The organism is Pseudomonas sp. Yb2C2 (genome assembly GCF_052112325.1).
In the GTDB taxonomy this organism is placed as follows: Bacteria; Pseudomonadota; Gammaproteobacteria; order Pseudomonadales; family Pseudomonadaceae; genus Aquipseudomonas; species Aquipseudomonas marginalis.
In genome coordinates this window covers 180,152-204,758 of record NZ_JAVAJK010000012.1, presented here as the reverse complement: position 1 = coordinate 204,758, position 24,607 = coordinate 180,152, and the positions used below count along the sequence as shown (strand labels likewise).

The 24,607-nt window shown below is 51.3% G+C and carries 24 protein-coding genes and 2 pseudogenes; 11 read left to right on the top strand and 15 right to left on the bottom strand.

Features of this window, described 5'->3' with window-relative positions:
* Positions 1-77: 77 nt before the first annotated feature.
* The 3 genes and pseudogenes from Q8X51_RS18515 (at position 78) to Q8X51_RS18505 (ending at position 1,777) form a co-directional block, all read left to right on the top strand.
* Complete coding sequence (locus Q8X51_RS18515) at positions 78-473, top strand: DUF6957 family protein (RefSeq protein ID WP_407693953.1); 396 nt, start codon at positions 78-80, stop codon at positions 471-473.
* Positions 474-1,050: 577 nt separating this feature from the next.
* A pseudogene (locus Q8X51_RS18510) lies at positions 1,051-1,431 on the top strand (hypothetical protein); the annotation flags it as partial.
* Between the two features lie 67 nt (positions 1,432-1,498).
* Entirely contained in the window at positions 1,499-1,777 is a 279-nt protein-coding gene (locus tag Q8X51_RS18505; protein WP_407693954.1) for a hypothetical protein, read from the top strand.
* 446 nt (positions 1,778-2,223) lie between these two features.
* Here Q8X51_RS18505 and Q8X51_RS18500 read toward each other — a convergent pair whose 3' ends face one another.
* Positions 2,224-2,631: a hypothetical protein gene (locus Q8X51_RS18500; protein ID WP_407693955.1), complete on the bottom strand. Its 408-nt coding sequence runs from the start codon at positions 2,629-2,631 to the stop codon at positions 2,224-2,226.
* Between the two features lie 291 nt (positions 2,632-2,922).
* Here Q8X51_RS18500 and Q8X51_RS18495 point away from each other — a divergent pair, with 291 nt between their 5' ends.
* Positions 2,923-3,561, top strand: coding sequence for a hypothetical protein (locus Q8X51_RS18495; RefSeq protein ID WP_407693956.1), 639 nt, complete (start codon positions 2,923-2,925; stop codon positions 3,559-3,561).
* Positions 3,562-3,837: 276 nt separating this feature from the next.
* Here the strand turns inward: Q8X51_RS18495 and Q8X51_RS18490 are convergent, their stop codons facing one another.
* From Q8X51_RS18490 to Q8X51_RS18465, 6 genes are all read right to left on the bottom strand, one after another.
* Positions 3,838-6,060 carry a hypothetical protein gene (locus Q8X51_RS18490; RefSeq protein ID WP_407693957.1) on the bottom strand — a complete coding sequence of 741 codons (2,223 nt, stop codon included), beginning with the start codon at positions 6,058-6,060 and terminating at the stop codon, positions 3,838-3,840.
* Position 6,061: 1 nt separating this feature from the next.
* Positions 6,062-7,219, bottom strand: coding sequence for an ATP-binding protein (locus Q8X51_RS18485; RefSeq protein ID WP_407693958.1), 1,158 nt, complete (start codon positions 7,217-7,219; stop codon positions 6,062-6,064).
* Positions 7,220-7,501: 282 nt separating this feature from the next.
* Positions 7,502-7,996 (bottom strand): hypothetical protein, encoded by a 495-nt coding sequence (locus Q8X51_RS18480; protein WP_407693959.1) that lies wholly within the window; start codon positions 7,994-7,996, stop codon positions 7,502-7,504.
* Positions 7,997-9,462: 1,466 nt separating this feature from the next.
* The gene (locus Q8X51_RS18475) at positions 9,463-10,704 is read right to left on the bottom strand and encodes an NAD(P)/FAD-dependent oxidoreductase (protein WP_407693960.1); all 1,242 of its coding nucleotides are present in this window, start codon (positions 10,702-10,704) and stop codon (positions 9,463-9,465) included.
* Between the two features lie 39 nt (positions 10,705-10,743).
* Positions 10,744-11,382: an FMN-binding negative transcriptional regulator gene (locus tag Q8X51_RS18470; protein ID WP_407693961.1), complete on the bottom strand. Its 639-nt coding sequence runs from the start codon at positions 11,380-11,382 to the stop codon at positions 10,744-10,746.
* A 62-nt stretch (positions 11,383-11,444) separates the two neighbouring features.
* Positions 11,445-11,624, bottom strand: a complete 180-nt coding sequence (locus tag Q8X51_RS18465) for a rubredoxin (RefSeq protein WP_407694062.1) — start codon at positions 11,622-11,624, stop codon at positions 11,445-11,447.
* 149 nt (positions 11,625-11,773) lie between these two features.
* Here Q8X51_RS18465 and pdxR point away from each other — a divergent pair, with 149 nt between their 5' ends.
* Entirely contained in the window at positions 11,774-13,267 is a 1,494-nt protein-coding gene (pdxR, locus tag Q8X51_RS18460; protein ID WP_407693962.1) for a MocR-like pyridoxine biosynthesis transcription factor PdxR, read from the top strand.
* Positions 13,268-13,415: 148 nt separating this feature from the next.
* Here pdxR and Q8X51_RS18455 read toward each other — a convergent pair.
* Positions 13,416-13,664, bottom strand: a pseudogene (locus tag Q8X51_RS18455) (hypothetical protein); the annotation flags it as partial.
* A 109-nt stretch (positions 13,665-13,773) separates the two neighbouring features.
* Between Q8X51_RS18455 and tnpA the strand changes: the two are divergent.
* The 3 genes from tnpA (at position 13,774) to tnpC (ending at position 16,125) form a co-directional block, all read left to right on the top strand.
* Positions 13,774-14,106, top strand: coding sequence for an IS66-like element accessory protein TnpA (gene tnpA, locus Q8X51_RS18450; RefSeq protein WP_407693963.1), 333 nt, complete (start codon positions 13,774-13,776; stop codon positions 14,104-14,106).
* Entirely contained in the window at positions 14,103-14,438 is a 336-nt protein-coding gene (tnpB, locus tag Q8X51_RS18445) for an IS66 family insertion sequence element accessory protein TnpB (RefSeq protein WP_407693964.1), read from the top strand. The genes tnpA and tnpB overlap by 4 nt, the downstream gene beginning before the upstream one ends.
* 61 nt (positions 14,439-14,499) lie before the next feature.
* Positions 14,500-16,125 carry an IS66 family transposase gene (tnpC, locus tag Q8X51_RS18440; protein ID WP_407693965.1) on the top strand — a complete coding sequence of 542 codons (1,626 nt, stop codon included), beginning with the start codon at positions 14,500-14,502 and terminating at the stop codon, positions 16,123-16,125.
* 103 nt (positions 16,126-16,228) lie between these two features.
* On the opposite strand, the gene Q8X51_RS18435 is transcribed toward tnpC, so the two are convergent.
* The 5 genes from Q8X51_RS18435 to Q8X51_RS18415 form a co-directional block, all read right to left on the bottom strand.
* On the bottom strand, positions 16,229-17,269 hold the full coding sequence (locus Q8X51_RS18435) for a bifunctional transcriptional activator/DNA repair enzyme AdaA (protein WP_235594039.1): 1,041 nt from the start codon (positions 17,267-17,269) through the stop codon (positions 16,229-16,231).
* A gap of 160 nt (positions 17,270-17,429) precedes the next feature.
* Positions 17,430-18,242, bottom strand: a complete 813-nt coding sequence (locus tag Q8X51_RS18430; RefSeq protein ID WP_407693966.1) for an isocitrate lyase/PEP mutase family protein — start codon at positions 18,240-18,242, stop codon at positions 17,430-17,432.
* A gap of 371 nt (positions 18,243-18,613) precedes the next feature.
* The gene (locus Q8X51_RS18425) at positions 18,614-19,048 is read right to left on the bottom strand and encodes a hypothetical protein (protein ID WP_407693967.1); all 435 of its coding nucleotides are present in this window, start codon (positions 19,046-19,048) and stop codon (positions 18,614-18,616) included.
* 170 nt (positions 19,049-19,218) lie between these two features.
* Positions 19,219-19,551: a hypothetical protein gene (locus Q8X51_RS18420; RefSeq protein WP_407693968.1), complete on the bottom strand. Its 333-nt coding sequence runs from the start codon at positions 19,549-19,551 to the stop codon at positions 19,219-19,221.
* An 84-nt stretch (positions 19,552-19,635) separates the two neighbouring features.
* Complete coding sequence (locus Q8X51_RS18415; protein ID WP_407693969.1) at positions 19,636-19,980, bottom strand: hypothetical protein; 345 nt, start codon at positions 19,978-19,980, stop codon at positions 19,636-19,638.
* A 38-nt stretch (positions 19,981-20,018) separates the two neighbouring features.
* On the opposite strand from Q8X51_RS18415, the gene Q8X51_RS18410 reads away from it, so the two are divergent.
* A complete protein-coding gene (locus Q8X51_RS18410) occupies positions 20,019-20,468 on the top strand; it encodes a hypothetical protein (RefSeq protein WP_407693970.1) in 450 nt (149 codons plus the stop codon).
* A gap of 407 nt (positions 20,469-20,875) precedes the next feature.
* On the opposite strand, the gene Q8X51_RS18405 is transcribed toward Q8X51_RS18410, so the two are convergent.
* Together Q8X51_RS18405 and Q8X51_RS18400 are read right to left on the bottom strand one after the other, a co-directional pair.
* Positions 20,876-21,187, bottom strand: a complete 312-nt coding sequence (locus Q8X51_RS18405) for a putative quinol monooxygenase (protein ID WP_407693971.1) — start codon at positions 21,185-21,187, stop codon at positions 20,876-20,878.
* A gap of 158 nt (positions 21,188-21,345) precedes the next feature.
* On the bottom strand, positions 21,346-22,269 hold the full coding sequence (locus tag Q8X51_RS18400) for a LysR family transcriptional regulator (RefSeq protein WP_407693972.1): 924 nt from the start codon (positions 22,267-22,269) through the stop codon (positions 21,346-21,348).
* A 172-nt stretch (positions 22,270-22,441) separates the two neighbouring features.
* Here Q8X51_RS18400 and Q8X51_RS18395 point away from each other — a divergent pair, with 172 nt between their 5' ends.
* Positions 22,442-23,614 (top strand): L-dopachrome tautomerase-related protein, encoded by a 1,173-nt coding sequence (locus Q8X51_RS18395; RefSeq protein WP_407693973.1) that lies wholly within the window; start codon positions 22,442-22,444, stop codon positions 23,612-23,614.
* 14 nt (positions 23,615-23,628) lie between these two features.
* Positions 23,629-24,507 (top strand): LysR family transcriptional regulator, encoded by an 879-nt coding sequence (locus Q8X51_RS18390; RefSeq protein ID WP_407693974.1) that lies wholly within the window; start codon positions 23,629-23,631, stop codon positions 24,505-24,507.
* Positions 24,508-24,607: the final 100 nt, after the last annotated feature.

Sequence of the window (24,607 nt, the reverse complement as noted above, 5' to 3'; positions counted from 1 at the left end):
CTGATTTTTCGGCTTATCGCAGCACGGTGCCAACCTCGTCGCTGTCAATTGATGCATAACCATGATGGAGCGTTAGCTTGACCGGCCCAGTCCAGAGTGACCTTCTCCTGGGAGGCAGTGAAATCCGAGAGGGCTCTTCAGCTTCGGTGGAAGAGATCGTTGCAACGCTAGCTCTGCGTGCGCCACCCAAGGCTTATTGCCTGGTGGAGGAGTGGACAATCTTTCGAGCCGATCTCACACCTGCAGAGCTCACGCGTGTTCATGCCGCTGATCACCTACCGCTCATACTGTTTGCCCACAAGGTGGTAGTGGACTCGCGAGCTCGCTTTCAACTTGGCGATTGGGTGCGTTCGAGCATGTGTACCGCTTTCGACGACGGCGCGATGTTCGAGACTAAGAATACGATTTACGTCCTGATGGGTACGGGGCATCAGCAAACTGCCAGTCTCAAGACCATTTTTTCCTTCTTCTAATTTCCGTTCTATATGAGCTCTGCAAAGCAAAGGACATCCCATGTTCAGAACACAAGACTCAGATCTTATCGGCGTCCCGGGGATCTTTGGTGAAGGCCTTGCGCATTGGCATAGCGTGTCACGGATTCTCAGAACTCACTGGTACCACCTCACTGTCCGCGTGAGCGAGCAGGGGCGAAGCACTGAACTTGCTCACATGATTGAGGGTGAGCACAGGTTGCAGAGCATGCTCGTGACCCAGAGCGATCAACAAGAGCTAGTCGACGTCCAGGTTATGACTCCGGCATGGATGAACAGAAGGGTCGGATGGGATATGGAGCGCGTAACAAAAGTAACTCTCGGCTACGACAGTGATTTTGAGGTTTGCCTGATAGAGGTTGAGAAAGGAGCTGTCTACCACAACTCGCACCGTCCAGACTTCCAAATCGATTCGCTGACAGACCTTCGCCCGATCTTTCTCTCGAGCATGATTCGGTCAGGCTGAAAATTACCAAAGATCTTGCATGGTATCAGCGCGTCTGGTTTCGTGCGGAATTCCTGATAACTCCTCGCGGAATAGCACCGGAGCGCAAAAAAAATGCTGGACACTCTTGACGTTAATTTCCACGGAAAACGTCACACGGATTTCGATCTTGCGCGGATCATAAAGGCCCAAGATCAGGGTTTTGACATACCGGTCACTGCTTACCTTTGCGGAGTGTCCATTAGGGCACGCGCAGGCATCGGTGTAGTGTTTGGCCACAAGCGGAAAGACCAGTATGGGCGGTTTGGCGATGGCCATCTGATTCGGACTTCTGATGTTCTTAAAGTTGAGCGTGAGGGGCGGTTTTGGGTGATGACCACGGAGAATAGCCGTTATGTCTTAGCTACTTTTCAGCGCCAAAACGGCCGCGCCAGCTTGCGTGATTTTTTGCGTACTGCCAAAGGGCATTACCATCCGACCCCTCGGATCTTGCAGTCATATTTCACCGGGAGGGAGGGGGTGTCTCGGCCTATTCTTGTGAGTTTGGGATCAAGGTGGCTTCATGCTCCTGAAGAAAGGTGAGGTCGTCACAGTGGCTTCCGGTATCTTTGAGTCGTACAGCCGAGAAGGGCCGTTTGTAGCCACTCAGGATTTCGACCTTGGTGCATTCGTTGCCAAAGCCGTGTCTGCTGTTACGGAAGCTTGGGAAGTCACCGGGGTGCTTTGGGAGGTTCCTCGGACGCTTGTTGAGCAAGGTTTCCTTGTAGAGCTACCTTGTCGTCGAATTCACTTGGGGTCATTAGGTGGAGTCGAACTGACGGAAGAGAAGAAAGACTTTTGATTGGGCGTTTTTGATAAGCCTCGATCGCTACAAATGGGCGTTGAGTCGCTTGCCGAGGTTTCCTTGCGTGCCCCTTCGGGGAAGGCTGTCGTATACAAAGCCCCTACGTGGCTTGACCCTAGCGGGCTTCCATCCTCACGTCTACGGCCGAGCGGCCTGCGCGCCCCGCTTGCCCGAGGCATGAGGGTGTGGATAGCCATATCGGCTGTGATCATCCTTATATAATGCAGCCGAGAGCAGTAGCATCACTTGATGCCAAATGCAGGCCTAAGGCGCTCTGCTGACGCGCCCTTATTTTGTTCCCGTAGTGACCATGCCATCACTTGCCCTTAGCCCGCAGCAAATGGGAGCTGCTGGCTTCTAGCGGAGGCTGACTTGTCATTTCGGAGGGCACGAGAAGGTAGACGCTTTCCCTATAGAAGGGGCAGGGGCAACACATTTCACGCTTAACGAACCTTGCACACCAGCTTGGTTGGATCTGAGAAATCACAATCCTTGTGATCAATGACGAATCCCATCTCTAAACCGGTGATGCTAATCGTGTGCTCGTTAGGTCGTGCTGCGTCTTTCACGCCCCACATAAAAACCCCCGCCGTAATTATTATTCCCGCCAAGGTGACGAAACCCAGGGCCTTGTCTTTGAGCGTCATGCCAGCGGCACCCGCGATTATCGCCATCACGGCCGATGCAAGGGACACAGCTAGGGCAGTGTTACTGACGCTAAATCGAAGGGAAATTACCAGCCCTCCAGCCAACGCCGCACACAGAACTGCTACGATCCAGCCCCAATTACGCTCCCCCCACATTTCGAATTTGCTTTTTGATTTGATGCTTTGCGCCGTGAAATTCTTCAACTCTTTGTCTCCAACATAATCGATAAATCAAGCAATATGCACGGGCTAGAGCCTCCGCGTCCAAGTGTGTTAACGGCAGGGGGTGAAATATCTTTGAGACATTTTCTGCGCTGATCGATTTAAAGCGGAGCCAGAGAACCCCGCAATGTGAAGCGCCAGATACGCGCAGGGTAGGGAGCCCCTCACCTGTGCCGAGACCTCTTAGCTACTGTACCAGGGGCAGAAGTGATGGGGATGGTGTCGATATAACCCTGCTAACAGGTTTGATTTTCAGAGTCAAAGAGGACATTGATGAAAGCTACACTCAAAGCCCATTTGCAGTTGTGGATGAGCCGACTCGAAGCACAGCAGGATAAAGAGCGCGACCGTTCTTCGGATTACTACCCCTATTCGGATTACGACCTTTTTCTGGAGTACAAGGTGATGGGGATAGCGACGTTTCTGAAGCAGGTATCCTACCAAGAAGACGATCTCGATCTACTTGCATTGGCGTCGAAAGCCGAGATGCAAGTCGAAAGCATGATTCGCGATAACGAAGCAGCAGAGGAGGAGGCTGATCGCGAGCATCATGAGCAGCAGCAGGAAATTTATGAGCACGATGAGCGCATCAGGAAGGCGTGTGCTTACCATTTCTACACTGTCCCCGCGTTTTCGGTAGATACGTCGAAATACGACGTGATGGTTCAGGATGCGGCATCTAGATTTACTGATCCCTACAAACTCTCAAGTCTGAGAAGATATCTGGAAAGCGACCAGGTGCTTGGCAGAGTCTACGAGAAGGTGAAATCCCGCCTAAGGCGAACGTTTGACCTAGTAGGTGACTCTCCAACCTTGGAAGAGATAGCACAGGCCTTCGACGCTGAACTGTTGAATATCTATCGGCTGGCCGATGCCCACGTCGAACGGACGATTGCTCAGTACGCCCCGTAGATGCGGCACGGGCGGGGTGGTTGGTCGCTATAACGAGGAGCCTTGCGGCAGGTTTGGCGAGGGCATTGGTCTCCGCCTGCCATACTGCTGTTCATGACCCTTGCCCAGCTTAGATGGCTTGTCATGGTCAGTTCATCTCAACAGTCCATACGCAACGCAGTTGCCTACACAGATGTGGAGATAGCGAAGGTGTTCATAGACAATCTCTTCCAGCTCAAGCACGGTATCCGGAGCCCTGCCACAAGCCATTCTAGTCTCCGGACAGGAGTCTGGGAGCTATATGGGGGAATCCTCTCCAAGCAGGTACTCGATGTCAGCTATCACGTCTTTTAGAACCATCTTGATTTTGCTCCGAAGTCTCTCATCCACTTCCTTATGGAGACGAATCTTGCCAATGGCCAGCGCAGTTATGAATTCCATGGATGCATCACCGCGCTCGAAGCCGTGACCCTGAACAACTCGCAAAATGATGTCAGCCATGGACGCGCTATGTGGTTCGTGGGCGCTGTAGTCGAGCTCTGTAGGCAACGCGGCTCTCAGAAATGCCCCTTGAATGATTCCATCATCGTAGCGAGAGAAAATCTCAGGAGAGAGTAGTACCTGTTGTAGCTCACCTGATTCGAGACGTTTTGATTGGTCTATCTTGGCGCTCTCTCGAGCGTTTTGCAGAATCCACAAAATGGTCAGAAAAATGTCGGTGCACGCTGCCACGGTGACGTCGTTGCCGCCGCTCACAAAGGCGAATCCTTTGGTCAGCTTCATCTGACCGTGCTGATAGCCACTCGGCCAGAACGCATCGTCAGAAAGTCCCAATGTTCCGGCTTTATCAAACGCATCAACGCGCGCTTTGACCTTGGCTGATACGCCTGCTCCACCAAAGGAGATCAAGCGGGTTATTAATTTTTGCTCCTGTTGCCAATGGCTATTACAAGCCAAGCTTGCTGCAGGTATTTCGATGAAGGATTTGAAAACGTACTTACGACTGCCTTTCGGTGGCTGGGTCAGATTCGCAGCAAGCTCCGCCATCAACTCGTAAGAGCGACCCAGCATGGCTCCTACGAGATATATACGTGTGCCAGACTCCTGTGCTGACCTAAGCCGGCGGCTAATACTGAGCAGCAACGTGCCTCGTTCCGCCGCAGCTGCAACGACGATTACCGATCCTTTGAATTTACCTTTGGGGTCAAAATCTGAGGCGCTTACAACGTCGCATTTCAAACCCCTGACCTCAAGAAATTTCAAAGCTTCCGTGGCCATTCTCATACTGGCCCCATCGTCATCATGGATGATGAGAGAGGTGGATGCTGGAGACTCCTCCATCAGCACTTTTTGGAACCATGTCTCGAAGTCCGGAGTGCGTACGAGCTTGTCCTTGTCGACCTGGACAGTCCGGTAGCGTTCCCTGTTCGGAATTTGACTAAAGCATGTAAAAAGACCTTTACCCATGAACGAAAAAAACTTGCCTTGTAGCCCGTCTGGTAGGTGTCCCATGCTGATGTTGAGAAGCCGAGTTTCGGTGTGTTGCGCGACAAAGCGCTCGCCATGGATGCGAATTAATTTACGTCCCTCGGTTGATTCAGTTTCAGCTACCGACTCGAAGTCCTCTGGCTTCTCGATCGTATGCAGCACGTTGCATGAGTCTGATTCGCTGAGAAATGACAGGAACGTAGCAACTCTGCATGCTGGAGCTCCATTGACCTTGACCCATTCTTTGGCCAATCCGCAGTTTGTTGAGGCAGAAATCAAGCAGAGTGACGCAGCTCCATCAGCAAGCGTGCCGTCTTTGAGGCCGTCATGGGAATGGAATGACTTGATGTTTCGGATCGTTTGTTTACCGAACTTAGCTTGAAATAACTGGATGGAGAGCGCTACCGGTAGGAATGCCATAGTGTCGAGATAGATCGTCTCTGGCTCTCGCAGCCCGTCTCCGGATGCATGCTTGATCACCTTCAGGCAGCAGAGGGCCAAAAAGTGCGAATGCAGCGTTTCGGTTAGCAGGTTTTCGGCTCGGATAAAATAGTTAGAGGCTCGTGAGGACGGTTTTGAGAATAAGAAGCCGGCCGGCGCTTTGGTCAAAACAGAGGTGCATTTGACGAGCTTCTTCATTCCTGCCTGGACGAAATTATCAGACGCTTGAAGTATGAGCTTGCCAATTCCTCTGTCGCTGCCGGCGACCTTTACGTACTTTGTAAATTCCCCATGCTCATTGAAGAAGGTGAAGCCGTAGGACGGTGTACCCCCGGTTGCGCGACGCTCTAAGGCGATTGCGAGGGGCGAGGTCTTCTCGGCACACTCTTCCTGAATCCATGCTCGGTGACAATCGGGCACAAGGAATGTGACATGGTCAGGAAGAATGTATTCGTTTAGCCGTTTTTGAAGGGCTTCGGTAATGTGAGCATCAGTGATCCGGTCTGGGCCGGCGAAGAAAACTACCACGTGAGCTGGTTCGGCATCATGGGCAGGGGTGAGGATGACTTCGAAATCGAACAGTTCTGCCATCTCAGTTCACCGGAATGCAAATGGTGAAGACAGTGCCTTCGGCTGCGGCCAGTTGGCTGTCGCCACTCCAATTTTTCGGGTTGAAATCCACAACCTGATCTTGGCCTTGGAAAGCTTGATAGAAGCAAACCCTTCCGGTGCGAAGCCGAATGTAGGCCTTGAGTTTGTTGAGAGCTTGGACAGCGTTGTGCAACCCCATTCCTGAAGTCGCGGAGTCCTTAGTCGTAACGTGCTTTTTGAAACATTCAAGAGTGGCCTGAATTTCATCTGCGATGGAGAGTTCGCTCAAATCTTCAACCGGTGATCCTAGTTTTGCCGACAGCCATCTGCGTGCTAACCCAGGCCCACTGTCGATTACTGAAATCTCAATAAAATCTAGATACTCCGCGCCTTTGAGCGTATTTCGCATGGCGAACAACGCAAATTGCGACTCTTTATCCGAAATGGCTTTAATTTCGTCTTTCTTGATCCGGCTAGCCTTAACAGAGGCACCTCGAAGTCCCTTCTTGTACTTCACCCCATGTACATCGGTAACTGAGTGTTGATCCGCGTTCGCTATCAGCTCCGCAAGCACGCTACCCAGTGCGGGTAACCCTCCTCGAATCAGCGCCTGTTTATCCTGTCTCGTATGCATTAAAGCTGACGACATCTCCAGAAGGCTAGCAAACGTAGAGTGGGAGTGAATTTGCGGCGAAGCCCCACCGTAGTAAAACGGCTTGATGAACTCCATCTTGGCGAAATTGATGCTGAAGAGATTGATAACTTTCGGGCGAGCGCCCCGTTCGCTTGAGGTATTGCGAAGGTCACCTGCGAACATCGCTTCGATGAGGGGCCTGATGACGAACAATGCTGCACGTTTCTCTATGAGCTCGTGCGTTTCGGTCTCTATTTTGGAAGACATGATAAGCGCTGCGAGCCCGGCTGCTGTCTTGCCCAGCTGCATGATCTGGTCATGAGCGTTTTCGGAGTCAGCATAGAGGTGCAGTACGCTCTCATCGTGAGCGCGTGCCCAGGTGATGACCAGTTGCGCCAGTGCCGCATCCACACCGAATACTCCCCCATGACTCATGCTCTTGGGCAAGCGGAGGAAAACGTCATGTTGGAAGATCGGATAAAGCTTTTCGATTTCGTAGGTGTTCAGGTTTTTGGTGATTTTCATCAGCGCCTCTAACATTCCTTCGCTTCGAGTGCTGTAGCGAACCTCTCGCCCTGGTACACCCACATCTCATCATATCCTTCGGCATGATCAGAGTGGTAGGGCAAGAGGATGCAATTTGAACGGCAATAGCCAAGGTAACTCGGTGGTTAGTCCGATTGGGCTCTCGTCCTTAGGTACGTGTGGTCAGCCGAGTCGCGCCTTCTCTGGCGTAACCATCGCATAAGTACATTGTTGCATTATATTTGAGCCCCGAATTACAGTTGTCCTGCAATTAGGATGCTCCTACTGATCAATGTCATCGATGTCGAAAATCTGCCATCCTTCCTCAAGAGGGAGGATTGGGCTATGTTGAAATTTTCCAAACGCTGACTGCGTATCGTGGGGAAGGAGCGGGAATGAATTCCGGCCATCCAATAACTCTGGGTAGATCTTGAAGATCCTCAGATGGTGCAAAGAGAGCGTCTGAATGTACGCCAGGAGATTGCCTAGGTTGATGCCTACTTTAGGGTTACCTGGAGCTTGAAGCTCAGCAGTCATAGCTTGCGAGATGTTCCACTCGACCGCGTTGATCTCGATGCCTGGTCGGGCGTCAGCCCACGACGACGATAGTTCTATGGCGTGATGATAGCTTTTATAGCCAAGGCCTTTGGCGAGAATACTGAGTGCTTGGGAGTGACCGATGGGCTTCAAGCCGGGCCAGGTTTTGAAGAGAACGCGAGCGGCTTTCTTCAGGCCTGTGTGACGTTCAAGATCAACAGGAAAAACGGGAAGGATCATCGCAAACTCCGGTCGTTAGCGGTGTCGGCTGCCCGCGTATGACGACTGTCGAATGCGTGGAAATGTAGGGTGTATCACCTGTGACAAAGCCTTTGCGTGCCGACCGCGCAATTCAGGTAATCGCTTAGGCGGATGCTACTGTTGCCTGCCCTACAGGTCAATAAGGGAGTGAGTTGTTGCTGACGCACGTCTTGAGTCGTCATAGTCGTTCCTTATTGTTCTGTGTTGTCCCGAGCCGATTTAGCTCGTTCCGTTGGCTACGACTAGGAACGCATAGCGGTATGTGATCATTGACTCATATGAGGGCGACTGCGTTTGCTTGATCAATGTTTCAACTTCAAGACTTAGCCCTTAAGACTTAATGAGCTTGTTCTCATGAACTGTTTTGCTGAGGTTGACCAAGGTATGTTCGAATCTTTGCAAATGATCTTTCACGAGCCCAGCCCCACTCAAGTGAGATCGGGCGCCCGTGTACATAAATATACTGTCTTCTTGAACGGATAAAACCCCCAGCGGGCCATCACCTACTCCAGTATAATTTAGTGCCTGTATATTACCAAGGTGTAGAGGGGAGGGTATCCAAGTTTGCCCGACGTAAGTCCTCTAAGCGCCTTTAACGTCTTCGCGATAATGCTTGATGATGCGCTCGTGCACGCACAGTGCAATCTCTTCAATTTGACCTAAGCTAACTGGTATAGGCATAAAACCATCGCTAGCTCAATCTGTTACCTTCGCCTACTCACGTTAATCACAACAACACGAGACTCTCCCGCACTTGCCGAAATGAGGTTTAATGAAGTCAGTCAGTTGCTGCCGTATGAGTGGCAATCAAACTGATTATGGAGGACGTTAAGCTCGGAGATTTATACTGCTATGTCACTTACCCAAATTATGGTTCATCAAATTATCAAGAGTAGGTGATTTATCAGCAACCTGCCATTCGTGTAAATGTCTGCAACCTATATCGTTAGTCCTTGCGCGGTCGCCAAGGGAATCACATGTTGCGAACCATTTTTGTCGAAGTGTCGGATACTTCACAAAGTCTTCCCTGCTAGGGGGTTGGATAGTTGGGAGGCGTAGGACTGATAGAATCAATAGAGCGGATGCGCCAATGCCAATGTAGTAGTTCTTGTGGCTCATAATAACTATTCCATAGTTGAGAATGTTCGACATTTAAGCGGATTTACTGCCTTTGCTAAGTTTTTAATATGTGAGCTGACTGTATAAGATGATTTGATTGGTGATTGATCCGTTGTCGGTGTGTTCTGTCGCGCTATTCATTGCAATATGTTTTAGCAGGGTGGTGGATATTTTTAAACTTATATTATAGTCAGGGGGTGATAATAAAGTCGCAAAAAGACAAGCCAGAAAATTAGGCATGCCATGGAAATTACTTAGGCTTACAGGGTTCTTTTCGAGGAATATGTTTTAAACCTACACAAGTTCTGGAAGCAAGCTTTCAACGCTTATCCAGCGCGACAATCCACCAGTGCTGTAATCGCTGCACGAATACTTTCTGGTGTCAAACTCCCTAAACAAAAACCATCTTGAATTTGCTGGCTGATATTTCGAATGACCGAGCCTACATTTCGTACTGAGCCTATCGCTCCTCCAGCAACCAGGCGACCACTAGAGTCCAAATTGATGAAGTAGCAAGCATCAGCTGTATTTAGCGTTTCAATAAGCCCACTTTGTTCAACTAGACCAGCAACCTGTATCGTCCAGTCATACTGGTTACTCCAGAACCAGGGAACAGGATCATATGATATATTCTCACCAAGCATGCTACGAGCCGCTATTTCAGCCTGCTCCTCTGCGTTTTTCCAGTTTTCTAAACGAATTTCTCGACCGTATCTAGCACTCTCAAACGCGCAAACATCCCCGCAAGCAAATATAGACTCGTCTGAGGTACTCAAACGAGCATTGGTTTGTATACCGTTTTTTACAGATAGACCTGATGATTCTGCTAGGTAGGTGCGGGGTCTAACCCCAACGCCGTATACCACAACGTCACAATCAAGCCGCTCGCCTGATTCAAACAAAACGCCTTGCACGCTCGAATCACCAATTAGCGCAATAACCCTCGTATCAAGATGAAATTTTGCACGTCGTGAAACATGCATGTTCATGATTATATTAGCAAAGTTTGCCGGTACTGAACGCCCCATTACTTGAGATGTAGCTTCGATAATGTGAACATCGCAACCGCGCTCGACAGCAGCTGCAGCGACCTCTAAACCAATAACGCCGGCTCCTATAACAGCGACGCGAGCCTTCGGTTTAAGGGCGCTGGCTATAGCCTCAGCGTGCTCGGGCGTACGCAGCGGCCAAACACTCTCCAACTCAATCCCAGATATGGCAGGCACATTGGGTTCAGCACCGGTAGCGAACAGTAGTCGGTGATAATTCAATGTCGTGCCATCAGCTAAATGCACCATCTTTTGCTTACAATCGATAACTTCAGCCGAATTTCCGAGAACGATATCGATATCATGGTCTCTGTACCAATTTCGTTGGAAAAAAGTACAAGACTGGGTTGTTTTTTTTCCCAACAGAACTGCTTTCGACAATGGAGGTCGATTATATGGAAGATGGCTCTCAGCGCCTATCAAAGTTATTGGGCCAGTCCATCCATATTTGCGTAGTGCTGCGGCGGCTTTGGTACCACTATGGCCTGCACCGATGATTACCATTGGCAGCTGTGTCATATTCACCTCCTGAAAGGTTATAAGGTGTTTCGTTTTTTATCACTCTTGTTTTTCAGCTGCGCAAGCCAACATTGCATCGCCGAGCACCGAATTACCCTGTTGATTTAAAGCATTGCCTGCACCGGTAATATCGCGTTTCTCTTTATTTTGACTGAGTTTGGATTTACCTACCAGCTTGGTAATTTCAATCTCAATGCCCACGATATTCTTTAGCATCATATCGATGAAGTCTTTCGGTGAATCAGTCATTTTCCAGGGGGTAGCGAATGATTCTTCATGTTTTCGCGTGAGACGCGCAACCATCCCACGAACGTAGCGCTCATCATCTCTAATAGTTACTCGGCCATAAGCATGGGCAACCATGTAATTCCAACTCGGAACTTGTTTATGAAACTCTTGTTTGCTGGGATACCATTGAGGGGAAATATACGCATCAGCGGCTCGAAATACGACCATAACTTCTTCGCCGTCAGCAATGTCTTGCCATATCGGGTTATTTCTAGCTACATGACAATGCAGAATATCTGGCTTGTTTTTCGAACGTTCTAATTCGAATGGAAGATGGTTGGCGTCCAAGCCGTTTTTACCGTTTGTGAAAAAAATGCCTAACGGAAAGCTTTGGATAAGCTCGTAGAGCTTTTCCTCATTTGGCTCGCTGAAGTGCGGAGGTACGTACATGATTCTATCCTTTAGACTGTGTCGGTAGATAAGATTTTATTAAAAGTTATTGATTGGTTTACTCAGAGTTCAACCATTACGAAATCTGACTTCCCCATTCCGCACTCGGGGCAGCACCAGCTTTCGGGAATATCCTCCCATCGAGTGCCTGGGGTTATTCCTTCTTGTGGTAAACCTTGCGCTTCGTGATATTCAAAGCCACACACAAGGCATATCCAGTTCCTAAATTCAGTACCATCCAACCCACTGATAGCGTCTCGCTCGGTTAGTGTGCTCAAATTCCTGTCTCCTTAAAGCGTTTGCCTGACAAAATCAGCGAATGACGATATTGTCTGTGTTATCTGGCTTCATTTTTAGGGCCAGTTTCAACAATTTTTTGTGAGCCAGAATTATGGCGAGACGTCCTGTTGCAGTAGATATTCCAGCTATCGGTGCCTTGGATCGATCACGGGGTAGCCTCAGCCGCCAACTGGCACAAGCCCTGCGTGAGTCCGTTCGAAAAGGCGATCTGAAGCCGGGCGACCCTTTGCCTTCATCACGCACTCTTGCAAAGTCCTTACAAGTGGCCAGAGGCATCGTGAGCGAAGCATTTGAGCAGTTAGTTGCGGAAGGGATATTGGAGGCTGCGTCCAAGTCAGGGACACGTGTATCAGGAGCGTTGGCAGTGCTTCAAGGAGAAGGTGCTAAATCATCAGCCAGCCTACTTCCTGGTTCGAAGGTGATGCCTTCCTCACTCAAACGCTATGAGCAGGTGGCTAGCGAATTTACACCACTGCCAAATGTCCCCTTCGCAATCTCTGTTCCGATTAATCGAACCGCCCCGGACGACATTTGGCGCAGGTTAGGAAATAAAGTCAGAGCTCGCGGCCCAGGGGCGCCGTCGGGTTATGACGAGCCGCAAGGAGCGTTAGTGCTCCGAGAAGCGATTGCGGATTATGTTCGGCGTTCACGCTCCGTTCGATGTACCGCTGATCAAGTGGTTATCACCAGTGGCATTCAACAGGCTTTGTATCTCTGCTGCCAAATTTTGCTACAGAAAGGTGACAGCGCCTGGGTAGAGGTTCCAGCGTACCGTGGACTCACGGCAATCTTGGATTATTCAGTCACAGGCGTTCGAACGGTTAATGTGCCAGTCGACGCTGAAGGTCTAGATGTATCCGCTGGCGTGGGATTAGCGCCAAATGCGAAAGTCGCTTTCTTAACTCCATCTCATCAATATCCGCTCGGAATGCCGTTGAGCATGAGCCGTCGAAATACATTACTCGAATGGGCTCGTGAACAAGGCGCTTGGATTGTGGAAGATGATTACGACAGCGAGCTTCGTTACGCAGGGCATCCATTTCCGGCTTTACAGGGCTTAGACCCTGAGCGAGTCATCTATCTTGGGACATTTAGCAAAATACTATTTCCCTCCCTACGAATGGGCTATGCCATTGTCCCAAGCGGTATGGAGAAGGCGTTTTGCGGCGCTCGTATTTTGATGGATCGACATCCGCCGAGCGCGGATCAGCATGTCTTAGCCGCATTCATAAACGAAGGACATCTGGACAGGCATATTCGGCGCATTAGAGGTGTATACGCGGAACGACGACTTCAGCTTGTAAAACTTATAGAGCAGCATATGCCAACCGAGTTGGCTTGGCTTCAGCCAAGCGACCAAGGAATGCACGTAGTTCTCTGGCTTCATAAGGCTGCAGACGACCTCCAGATTTCGCGTGATGCTCTGACGTCCGGGGTTTCTGTTCGTCCCTTGTCGCCCCTGTATCGCCAAGGTCAAAGTCTGCCAGGCTTGATTTTAGGTTTGGGGGACTTCGAGAATGGTCAAATCATTACTGCCATCACAATTTTATCGAACTTGATCTCCCGCGATTTCAACCGATCGTAGAAGATTCCTCAACGGTAAGAACAGATCTCTTGGATGCGTACATCGTGAAGGCGTTGAAGCGGGGTCGAAGGCCTACGTTCTGTCCATGAGGTTGCTCCATCAACAACATACTGCGCGCGGTGGGTCGCCCAATAGCAAGGTAGCGAACCTAGGTCGTCGCAGTGGTAGTGCCTGGAGCGGGGCCTTCACTGAACGTGTAGTTGATGACCACGTCATTTCGGATCAGGACGTCGAGTATTTTCTCAGTGCCCGTAGTCGTCACCTTCATGGTGACCACGTAGCTTTGGGCATGGGCTGAGCCATTGGTGTAAGTGTAGATCCACTTTTCGTCAGTCTCGCTGACTGCGCTCTTGGCGTAAGGCTCACCAAATAGCGACTTCAGTTCTGAAGTGGTGGTTGTACCGTATGCGTCCGGCCAAGTCATCTACCCAGCCCCGCTAAGCCAAGACATGGTGTGCACTTAAATTTAAGTGGGCACCAGTTCTAGCCTTTTAAGCGGGTATTTCATGCAGCCTACACGCCGTTCTTATTCCAAGTCCTTCAAAGCCCAAGTCATTCAAGAGTGTGCTCAGCCCGGTGCTTCGATTGCCAGCATCGCACTCAGCCATAACCTCAACGCAAACCTCGTCCACAAATGCATTCGGCTGCAATCGCAGAAAAGCACAGCGCTGCAACCTGCATTTATTCCATTACCCGTGTCGCTGGCTGGGGCAAAATCCCATCCGTCATCATCGAACATCTGCGTTGAAATACAGCACCCGCGTGGCACCGTCAAAGTGAACTGGCCCACTGAAAATGCTGCTGCCTGCGCGACCTTTCTTCGAGACCTCCTGCGATGATTCGCATCGACTCAATCTGGCTCGCCACCGAGCCGATGGACATGCGCGCCGGTACCGAGACGGCATTAGCCAGGGTGATCGCCGTGTTCGGTGCGGCGCAGCCGCACTGTGCTTATCTGTTCGCCAACCGCCGCGCCAATCGCATGAAAGTGCTGGTGCATGACGGCTTCGGAATATGGCTAGCGGCGCGCCGATTAAACCAAGGCAAGTTCCACTGGCCAGGCATTCGCCACGGTTCTGAGATGGAGCTGGATACCGAGCAACTTCAGGCATTAGTGCTGGGTCTGCCATGGCAGCGCGCAGGTTCTGGAGGCTCGATCACACTGCTTTAACGGCTGCCATTAGCCTATCGGTCTATCGCCGGGAATTGCCTGCTCTGGGAAAATCGGCCCCATGACTTCGCTACCCAATCTTGATCACCTGACCCCTGAACAACTGCGCGCCTTGGCGGCGCAGTTGATACAGCGTGTCGAGACACTCGACCACCAGGTCGACACGCTGGGCAAGACGGTAGAAACGCTCGACCAACAAGTTGAGACGATGGGTAAAACCGTTGAGACGATGGGCAAGAAGATCAACCGTGATCAAACGCTGATCGAGAAACTGACCCACGAGATCGCGCAACTCAAGCGTTTGAAGTTTGCCAAACGCAGCGAGCAGATGAATCCCGAGCAGGCCAGTTTGCTCGATGACCTGATCGATACCGATATTGCAGCGATTGAAGCAGAGCTTCAAAGCTTGCAGGCAGTGATAACTCCAGCCGAGAAAAATCAGAAGCCCAAGCGCACCGCATTACCGGCTGAGTTTCCACGCACGCTGATCCATCACGAACCGGACAACACTCACTGCCCATGTGGCTGTGCCCTCAAGCGCATCGGCGAGGACGTCAGCGAGAAGCTGGACTACACGCCCGGCGTATTTACCGTTGAACGCCATGTGCGTGGCAAATGGGTCTGCGATGACTGCGAAACGCTGATCCAGGCACCTGTTCCGGCGCAGGTTATTGATAAGGGCATCCCGACTGCGGGCCTGCTGGCCCACGTAATGATTGCCAAGTTTGCCGACCACCTGCCGCCTTACCGTCAAGAATCGATCTTTGGTCGAGCGGGCCTGGCGATTCCACGCTCAACCTTGGCTCAATGGGTTGGCGTGACCGGGGTTAAGTTGCAGCCGCTGGTTGATGCGCTGCGCGACGTGGTACTCGGGCAGCAGGTTATTCATGCCGATGAAACACCGGTGCAGATGCTCATGCCGGGAACGAAGAAAACCCACCGTTCCTATGTTTGGGCCTATGCCACCACCCAGTTCTCAGATGTGGCAGCGGTGGTTTACGACTTCAGCCCCAGCCGCGCCGGAGAGCATGCTCGCAACTTCCTGCAAGACTGGAGGGGCAAGCTGGTCTGCGACGATTTTGGCGGCTACAAGGCCAGCTTTGAACTCGGCGTGACCGAGATCGGCTGCATGGCTCATGCACGGCGCAAGTTCTTCGAACTGCACGCTACGAATAAAAGCACGCTCGCCGAGCAAGCCCTGCGCTATATCCAGTTGCTGTACGAAATTGAAAGTGAAGTCCGCGACCTGGAGCCGGATTTAAGGCGCAGAATACGGCAAGAAAAAGCTGTACCTGTGATGAACATGCTGCACGCCTGGATGATCGCCCAGCGTGACCTCGTGCCCGAAGGCTCAGCCATCAGCAGAGCACTCGATTACAGCCTGAAACGCTGGGCAGCGCTGTCGCGCTACCTTGATGACGGGGCCGTACCCATAGACAACAACTGGGCAGAGAACCAGATCCGGCCTTGGGCGCTTGGACGCAAGAGCTGGCTCTTTGCAGGGTCGTTGCGCAGCGGCAAACGAGCTGCGGCGATTATGAGCCTGATCCAGTCAGCACGGCTGAATGGTCATGACCAGTACGCCTATTTAAAGGATGTTCTGACGCGCCTGCCGACGCAGCGGGCGAGTGAGATTGATCAGTTGTTGCCGCATAAGTGGCAGCCAGTGGAATTACGCAAGGCGTGATGCGCGGACGCATATCGTTGGTTCAGCTAGCCAATAAGTGCCCACGGATCTTTAAAAAGGACGCGCTGAGAGTCGTTGTGTCTGCGTATATTTTTATTAGCAACTAATTCAACAGAAATTCGTTCTGTTGAGTCATTTGCAAAGCAGTCTTCTCCAAACGCAGTAAAAACTCTTTCCGGGGCTGTCCTCCGCCATATCCGGCGAGTGAACCATTTGTCGCTATGACACGGTGACAGGGGACAACAATAGATAAGCGATTGTGTCCATTTGCATTGCCCACTGCTTGGCTTGCACCTGGCTTACCAATGCCCCTAGCGATGGCACCGTAGGTTGAAATGGTTCCATAGTCGATTTTTAGAAGCTCTGCCCACACAAGCCTGTCAAAAGAGCTGCCTGGCATATGGAGCGGTACTGAAAACCTTTTTAGCTTTCCATCAAAATAAAGTTTTAGTTGAACTTCGATCTGCTTGATGAAGAGATGCTCGCCAGGCGCGATTGAATACCCATGCCGCCCACGCAATTCGTTTAATTCAGCGGTTAGGGCCGGGCGGTCAAGAAATTCGAGGAGTACCAAACCTCGTTCCTCTGCCATGGCAATCATTGGGCCCAACGGTGTAGTCAGATGGCGATAAAGCAGGAGCGACGTTTCAGCTGCCTTACCAGGGGGAATTTGAAATGTTTTTTTGAAAGCATCTCTAAAGCCACTCAATGACTCGTACCCTAAGTCAAATGCTGTGTTATCCAGCGTTTCGCCCGAAGAGATCCGGCCTAGGGCGACACCGAGCCTTCTAGAACGCATCCATGCATGAAAAGTCATGCCAAAATTTTGTTTGAACCACCTGCGTAAGCGTAGTGGATCGATACCACGCGTAGTTAGTTCAGCATCACTCCAGCGAGCGTCAGGTGATGCAGATATAGAAGCTAGCAGCCCCTTGACCCAATCTGGCGCGGAAGCCGCGAGATCCAATGGCTTGCATCGTAAGCAAGGCCGATAACCTGCTGCCATCGCTTCGTCGGCCTGCGAAAAAAACTCTACATTTTCGGGCTTTGGCTTACGTGCACTACATGTAGGGCGGCAAAAAATACCTGTAGTTTTGACAGCAGTGAAAAAAACGCCCTCATAGGCGGTGTCGCTGCATAGCATCGCATTCACCATCTCGCTTCTGGGCGGAAGAGCGTGATTGTAAGATCTCATAGACCGTAGCCTCGTCCTTGAATGGGAGTGAAAAGCGCTTTCGAGGTGCTGGAAACAGCGGCGATTTTCATGCGAATCACAGATTGATAGAGCGAAGATTACTTTTCGCCTAGGTGGTTTTTTTTGCTGCCATAAGGCTATTCAGGTCGCTGTAGGTATATGCGTCCAATGGATACTCGAAAAGCTTCCCCGTTCGCAAGAAGCTCGTTGCTATCACCTTGTTGGCACCGTATAAGAACTCAGCGATGCTGGATCCGGCGCTTAGCCGGTTGACGCCTAGACTCTTCAATTGATCCATACTGGGCTGGCCGTTCCAGGCAAGCAGGTTGACGGGTAGCCGCGTTGCCTCGCACAGTGTAGCAATGTCGTTTTCCTCAACCATTCCAGCTGCAAAAATGCCGTCTGCACCTGCTTGCTCGAACAGCGATGCACGGAAGAGGGTCTCTGCCAATTGTCGCGCTGGTTCTACCAAACATCGCAGATAAGCGTCAGTTCGTACGTTCACGAACAGGTCGATTCCATGCTTGTTTGCTACCTTCTTTGCCATTTCGATTTTTCGCAAAATCAGATCGGTGCTGCCTGTTCCGTCCTCAATGTTTATTCCTACAGCTCCAGTGCTAACTACGCAGTCAATAACTTTAGCAACCGACTCAAGGTCATCGGAATAGCCCCCTTCGACATCGACCGTGAGGGGGACTGTAAGCACTCGAACCATTGACTCAACTGTAGTAGTCAGCAATTTTAGGGGAAGTTGATTGCCATCTTGGTAGCCATGTGCCCAAGCAACGGCGGCGCTGCTGGTCGCGACAGCCTTACTCCCTACGCTCTCGACAATACGTGCGCTGCCAGCATCGCTCACGTTGGCGAGTACCAACAAATTATCTTGGTGAAGGTTGCGAAAAACCGCACTTAGTGGCGTCATTCAGTGGTACCCCGGTGAGAAAAGACAGATGCAGAGCGCGCTATCGTAAGCTGACTACACCGACGTCTCCACCGAGAAATCGACAGTGATTTAAGAGCTAGCGAATATAGTTTTTGCGGGCTAGGGAGGGCTGAATACCTTCTCAAAAGCCTGCTGAAAGACGTTGCCGTACACATTCAGCCATCGCAGGGATCGGGTAGATGACTTCCCCGGACGCTTACGTTGTACCCTTGGTGATGTTCACTACACTGGCCGAAGGAAAATCTCGCCCTGCGGTGTAGTGCGACGTAGCGCAACCGCCGAGCACCACACATCCCCATCAGTGCGATGAGCTTTTTCATATACGTCCTTGAACATAGAAAGGTTCGAACCTAGCGGGCATTGAGGCTAAAAGCCATCAACACCTTGATCATCGCGCTCGTACTCGCCCACTGGACAATACAAATAGAAAGAATGGTGCTCGGATTTGCTATTGATACGTAGCGAATGGTGCGTCTCCAAGCAATAGGTGAGAGTAGAAGCACCGCAGTAAGAAACGCCACTGGCGACAGATAGGACGACTCCAGCCACTGCTTTTTCAGTGCGACGTAATAATGGGCTACGTCAGCCAAAATAATTGCTGCGGTGAGGACTATTCCCATCCGTGGCTTTTTGAAAAGGAGCAGTACCGCCAGCGGGTCAAAAATAGTCAGTGCCGCCCAGAACACACGGCTAGCCCAGTAGGCGCTGTCACCGTAGCCGTAGTCCCAGAACAACCCATGCTGAAAATCTGCTCGGATGTGATTGGCAGTCGCGATCAAAGGCAAAAGGCAAACAAAGCTCGGATGGCGAATGACAACCTTGGCATAGCTTGGCCTGCTCTGGTGAAGTGATCCTATTATCGCGGGATCAACCTACGTGGGCATTAATGCTTGACGGCGAAGGTGAGTTCGCCAGACGTTCGTCAACGTTCTACCTCATAAGCCAGCAGTCCTTTCTACATCGACTTAACCGAGACCACCTCCACATATTTGTACTTCTTCCTTGCAGACTTCACAGCCTCTTGCTCAGCCAGCAACGAGCTCAACGTGTCGGCGTCGTGGATGAGTTCGTGCATCTCCCCCTCGTACTCGTTTCCAATCCGAAGCGTGACCCTGAGCCTAGGCATAAAGGCTTTCGCCGCTTTCTTCTTGGCTGCCGGGGGAGGCAGTGGCGTCGTGACCACTTCTTCTGTCACAGGCTTTGGCGTTGGAGGCGCAGGAACCTCTTCGGGCTTAGCCGAGCCAAACAATGCACGACGCATTTCTTCTTCAGTTAAATCAGCGTTCATAAACATCTCAATGGAGCGGAAATTAGCTCAATAAACTCTAGTAGCATGGCTGCGTTATTGAGCCCTTTGGAGCATGAATGGACATCAAATATCTAGGTCGATTTCGAGACAGGAACCTCTCCATGCTCGAGAAAGCTTTTCTTTCGGCAGTCGCGTAATGAGCCCATCCGCTAGTTCGCTGGCGTGACGAGCGTACAACGTCACGATGCCCGGAACAGGTGTTTGCCCCGGCACGAACGCCCCGACAAGCTCTTGGCTAATTTTCAGTATATTCAGGACTTCCAGGCTCAACTTATCGGTGGTCAGGTGCTCAACGACTGGCTTGGGCGGAGGGGCGGTGCGACTCCACATATCTACAACCACCTGAAGCAGTCCATCTGAACCAAGATGTTCGAGTGCCATTTTCCTGAGCTGACCTTCCTGCGCCATATCCAGGCGAGCCCTAGCCATTGCGGAGTTCTAACAACATGAGGCTTTTTCTTGATAGTGAGTTTACCAATCTATCAGCCGCAGCGAAGCTGATATCACTCGCATTGGTGGCTGAGGACGGGCGCGAATTCTACGTCGAATTGCTCGATACTTGGCAAGAAGAAGACTGCAGTGATTTCGTAAAGGAAATCGTGCTTCCGCAGCTGTGGGGTGGGAGCTACGCATTGCCCATTGTTGAAGCCAGGATGTCGCTGCTCAGGTTTCTGACGTCATTCAAAAAGGAGATCGAGATCGTCACGGATGCTCCCCAGTTCGACTGGGAGCTTTTTTGCGATCTGGTTTATGAAGGAGGGCGATGGCCAAGAATCGTTCGTAATTTCCCCACTGACGCAACGACACTTGATCCGACTAGCGAGGGTGAACAGTTACCTCACCACGCTTTGCTCGACGCCAGGATTATTGCCGGAATGTTTTCGTCAGTGTGCTGAGGGATGAGATACCCTGATTAGAAACACGGCTGAAGAGGATTACATAGTCAAGGTAAGCAAGTTGAGGCCTGACAAAGATGCATGCGCCGTAGTTCGATAGCGACTCCCATTGAACCCATTTCGAGCTTTACCCCTCTGAGGTACGGCTGTCGTAAACCAAGCCTTGGCTTCGCCAGGCCTTGGCCCTCCGCGCTTCCATTCTCAAGCTTTTGGCCCAGAGGGCCGGCGCGCTCCGCTTGCGCTAGGAGCTTATCTAGCAAGAAATCAGGACGACAGATGGAGCAGCGAAGGCAGCAATGACCACGCTCCTGCCCAACCTACGCCTTGCATTCAAATCTGCACTTATGAACCTGATATAGACCAGCAAGCTGCTTCCTTGGACGATGCGTCCAAGGAAGCGAGTCCTATCAGGCAACTGGCTGGTAGAAATTTACATTGGCTTCGTCAAGGTAGTCGAGAATTTTGGATGGCAAGCGCTCAGTTGGCTTAGCCGGGCCGAAGGCCTTGTAAAGCGTCTCGAAATGGGCATGCAGATCTTCAACGCTTTCCCACTGTTCATTCAGAAAAAAGCGGTTTGGATTTTCCTCGTCGCGATGCCATTGGTAAACAACTGCCTTGTCATGCTGAAGGGTGAGCTTTTGCGATACCGCTGCGACGTCGCGGTAAAACTCTTCAGTTTTGCCTTCTTTGATCGTGCCGCTGAAAACCATATAAAGCATGTCTTTATCCTCGTGGGTAGGTGTTTGCATATGTGCTACACAAACAAATCTACCCATCCAACCCACACCTTAGTAGCCAGCAAACAACGAATTCAGAACTCGCTTTTAAGAATAAAACGCCCAAGCACCACATCTTTGTAACCAACCACCCAGTCGAATTATAAATTTCGGCTATCCGCTAATGCTGCAGACATGTCGTCGGCGAAGGGCGCTAAATGGCGGCTCAGCATCTCGTGCAATTGCTGTACTGCCGGCGAGTATTGCTTGCGGTGCGGACAGACCAAATTTAAAGGGCTCAATTCTCCAGGATACTGTGCAAGCAAAATCTCCAGACGACCGTCAATCACATCCTCACGGACGTCAAGCCACGATTTGTAGGCGATCCCTTCGCCAGCTATCGCCCAGAGCCTAACGATATCCGCATCGTCACTCAGCAGTAGACCCTTAACGGGAATCTTCTGGAGTCCAAATTGCCATTTGTCATAGACATGCTCATTGAGCATGTACAGAAGGCACGAGTGATTACTTAGATCTTCCAGTCTCGATGGCCGACCATGACGGGACAGGTAAGCCGGTGATGCAACCAGTACGCGTCGATTCCAAGCGGCTAAAGGGCGCTCTACGTAGCTTGCATCTTCCGCGCAGCCATAACGAATGGCGATATCAACCGGATCACGAAAAACATTGGCCAGTCGATCTGAAATCAGCAGGCGCAAAGTAAGCCGTGGGTGATCTCTGCGAAATTGGCTGAAGCAGGGCAACAGTACATTTCTGCCTAAATCAGATGGCGCGGCGACCTGCAGTATCCCCTGCAATTCGGCGCCGTGCCCGTGCAATCTTTCGTGCCCTTGAGCCAGCGCTTCCAATGCAGTGATTGCGCTTGGAAGGTATGTCTCTCCCTCTCCAGTCAGACGCAGGCTACGGGTAGAGCGGGCGAACAAGCGGATACCTAGTTCGCGCTCCAGGCGTTTTATGGCAGCGCTGACTTGTCCCGGCAAAAGCTCAGCCTCGCGTGCCGCGCCGGAGAAACTCCCAAGCTTTACGGTGCGCACAAACAACTTCAAGTCGCCCAGCCGCATCATTTTCTCTATTTAAGTGAAAGTGCTAGCAAATTTACCGGCTTTTTACGTCGCAATAAAGGGATCAAGATGCCCACAAATACCCGGTTGCCAGCTTGGCACGTCTGGCCTCGGAAAGAGGCCATGCTCATCATTCAGTATTGCCCCGCTTGATGTGGGGCCAAGGAGATCCATCTTGTCGTTCAAAAAATCAATACCGTGGACATCCGCCGTCCTAATAATCGCCCTGTGTAGCCAGTCTCTCCAGGCTGCCGCGCTCAGCAATCTCCCAAAAGACCAGCCTCAGGGAAAGATTGAACAGGTTTTCGCATTTCACGACGCTATGCCAACGGGTGTCAGCATCAGTGAAAAGGGACGCATTTTTGTCAACTTCCCCCGTTGGGGCGACAAAGTGCCGTTCACTGTCGGGGAATTACGCAACGGCAAAGTGGTGCCTTATCCTGATATTGCGCTGAACCAGGCAGACCCGCAGCATCCGGAAAAGGGTTTCATCAGCGTCCAAAGTATTGTTGCCGATGGCTTAGGGCATCTGTGGATCCTTGATACCGCTGCACCCGAATTCTCCAAACCGCTCGCGGGTGGCGCCAAGTTGGTGTCCGTTGATCTTCAGACCAACAAGGTCGTCAAGACGTTGGTCTTTCCTGAAAATGTCGTGTTGCCCAGCACCTACGTCAACGACATGCGTTTTGACTTCAGTGTCGGCAAGGAAGGCGTTATTTACATCACCGATTCCTCTCTTAGTGGGCCGGGCGCAATCATTGTCATGGACATTGCCACGGGTAAAGCAGTACGGCGTTTGAGTGGCGCGGCATCGACTTCAGCTGATCCAGACTTTGTGCCAAGGGTTGAAGGTCAACTGCTGAGAATTCGCAATGTTGATGGAAGCAGCAAGCCCTTTGCCGTTGCGTCTGATGGTATTGCTCTCTCGGCGGATCGGCAGACGCTGTATTTCTGCCCACTGTCCAGCCGCCACCTGTATTCGGTGTCCACAAAGCTATTGCGCGACCCGAACGTGACCGAGCAGCAGCTCTCCGAGGCAGTTAAGGATCTAGGCGAAAAAGGGCCCTCGGACGGGCTAGAGGCTGACAGCGAAGGTGCGATCTACGCTGGCGACTATGAAGACAACAGTATTCGCAAGCGCCTACCCAATGGCAACTGGCAGACGGTCGTTCACGATCCACGCATACTGTGGCCGGACACTCTCTCTGTGGGAGCCGACGGTTACCTGTATTTCACTGCCAACCAGCTTCACCGCCAAGCGGGGTTTCATGGCGGCAAAGATTTACGAGAAAAACCCTACAGCTTGTTGCGAGTTAAGATCAACGCAACACCGGTGCAGACACGCTGAGCGGAACTCATACCATGGATATTCAAGCGTTGAACCTGTTTGTCAGATCCATGGAAATGGGAAACATCACCGCTGCTGGCGCGGAGTTAGGGCTGGTTCCCTCGGTAGCCAGTCAAAAACTCGCCAGGCTTGAGAAGTCATTGGGCATGCGATTGCTGCATCGCACGACAAGGCAGGTGACCCTTACAGAGGACGGTGCGCTTTTCCTGCCTCATGCTTCTCGCATTATAGCCGCTGTGGACGAGGCCTATTTTACGACGGTAAAGAGCCGTGATACGCCTAGAGTATTGCGTATCTCCGCCCCTGGCTCATTCGCCAGGGTTTGTTTGATGCCTGCGGTGACTCGCTTCATAGAAAGCCATCCTAATCTGAAGATAGACCTGGTGCTTTCGGATGAAGTGCAAAACTTAACGGAGATCGGAATCGACGTGGCCATTCGCATCGCCGCGCTGAAAGACTCAACTCACGTGGCGCGTAAGCTTGCAAACGATAGACGTATTCTCTGCGCGTCTCCGGCCTATCTCAAACAGAGAGGCGCACCAGGAGCCCCTGAGGATCTGAGTCGCCACGATTGCATCATCTTGGGTGAAGAGGATCGCTGGCATTTCGCCGGGAACGCATGCAATTCACATCCTATTATCAACAGCTATTTCCGAGTCAACTGCGGTGAAGCAGCGCGGATCGCGGCTGTGGAAGGGCTAGGAATCGCTTCCATTTCACTATGGAATGCCCAAGCTTCATTGGCTAAAGGGGAGTTGGTCGAAATCCTGCCAGCCGCTCCCTTGGAGCAAAACCGTGCCATCTGGGCTATTTATCCCAGCTCCCGACAGATATCCTCCAAAGCTCGAGCATTTGTCGATTTTTTGATTCAGGAGTTATCAGAAAAACTCTGATCTAAGACCGACCGCCAAGTAACTATGCCCCCTCCAAATGAGAGTGCTTAAATTACAATGAGACTTATGAGGAATTAGAGACTCTATTGATGATTAACAT